Raw genomic sequence first — 1,458 nt, 5'->3', positions numbered from 1 at the left:
CCCCCGACATCCTGCACGCCTACCTCCAGCACGGCGGCCGCCCCGCCTTCGAGGTCCGCGCCGTCCTCGCCGCCACCCTCTCCCCCACCTGGGGCGTCTACAGCGGCTACGAACTGTGCGAGAACACCCCCCTGCGCGAAGGCAGCGAGGAATACCTCCACAGCGAGAAGTACCAGCTCCGCCCCCGCGACTGGGATACCGCCGAGCGGGAGGGACGCACCATCACCCCCCTCATCACCCGGCTCAACACCCTCCGCAGGAACAATCCCGCCCTGCGGCAACTGCGCGATCTCCACTTCCACCAGGCGGACCAGGAGGCGGTGATCGCGTACTCGAAGCGGAAGGGTTCGAACACCGTTCTCGTGGTCGCCAACCTCGACCCCCACCACACCCAGGAGGCCACGGTCTCGTTGGACATGCCGCAACTCGGCCTGGACTGGCACGAGTCGGTGCCGGTGCGCGACGAGCTCACCGGCGAGGTCTACTCATGGGGCAGGGCCAACTATGTGCGACTCGGGCCGGGCGGGGCGCATGTGCTCGTCGTCGGTCAGGGGTCCGGGGGCGGTCCCTCCGATGAGCACGGCAGGGTTCTGCGACCGCCCACCCCGCAGATCGGAGGGTCAGCCACCACATGATCGTCAACGAACCCGTCCCGGACACCTTCGAGGACACTCCCGCCAAGGACCGGGACCCGGACTGGTTCAAACGAGCCGTCTTCTACGAGGTCCTGGTCCGCTCCTTCCAGGACAGCAACGGCGACGGCATCGGCGACCTGAAGGGCCTGACCGCCAAACTCGACTATCTGCAGTGGCTGGGCGTCGACTGCCTCTGGCTGCCACCGTTCTTCAAGTCGCCCCTGCGCGACGGCGGTTACGACGTGGCCGACTACACCGCCGTACTGCCCGACTTCGGCGACCTCGCCGACTTCGTCGAGTTCGTCGACTCCGCGCACCAGCGCGGCATGCGCGTGATCATCGACTTCGTCATGAACCACACCAGCGACCAGCATCCGTGGTTCCAGGAGTCGAGAAAGGACCCGGACGGCCCCTACGGCGACTACTACGTGTGGGCCGACGACGACAAGCAGTTCCAGGACGCCCGCATCATCTTCGTCGACACCGAGGCCTCCAACTGGACGTACGACCCCGTACGCAAGCAGTACTACTGGCACCGCTTCTTCTCGCACCAGCCGGATCTGAACTACGAGAACCCGGCGGTCCAGGAGGAGATGATCTCCGCGCTGAAGTTCTGGCTGGATCTGGGGATCGACGGGTTCCGGCTGGACGCGGTGCCCTACCTCTACCAGCGGGAGGGAACGAACTGCGAGAACCTCCCGGAGACCCACGCGTTCCTCAAGCGGGTGCGCAAGGAGATCGACACCCAGTACCCGGACACGGTGGTCCTGGCGGAGGCCAACCAGTGGCCCGAGGACGTCGTCGACTACTTCGGCGACTACGC

Annotated in this window: 2 protein-coding genes; both read left to right on the top strand. The window is 66.5% G+C overall.

The annotated features are described in order from the left end of the window. Window positions 1-635 (top strand): DUF3459 domain-containing protein (locus ACIF9R_RS38280; protein WP_399987733.1); only part of this gene is annotated, 635 nt, incomplete at its 5' end. Continuing rightward, window positions 632-1,458: alpha-amylase family glycosyl hydrolase (locus ACIF9R_RS38275; protein WP_399987731.1), on the top strand; the 827-nt coding region annotated here is incomplete at its 3' end. The genes ACIF9R_RS38280 and ACIF9R_RS38275, both read left to right, overlap by 4 nt.

The organism is Streptomyces sp. NPDC086080, from assembly GCF_044540255.1.
Lineage (GTDB): Bacteria > Actinomycetota > Actinomycetes > Streptomycetales > Streptomycetaceae > Streptomyces.
The sequence above is the reverse complement of the archived record's forward strand: the minus strand, read 5'-3'. Positions and strand labels throughout refer to the sequence as shown.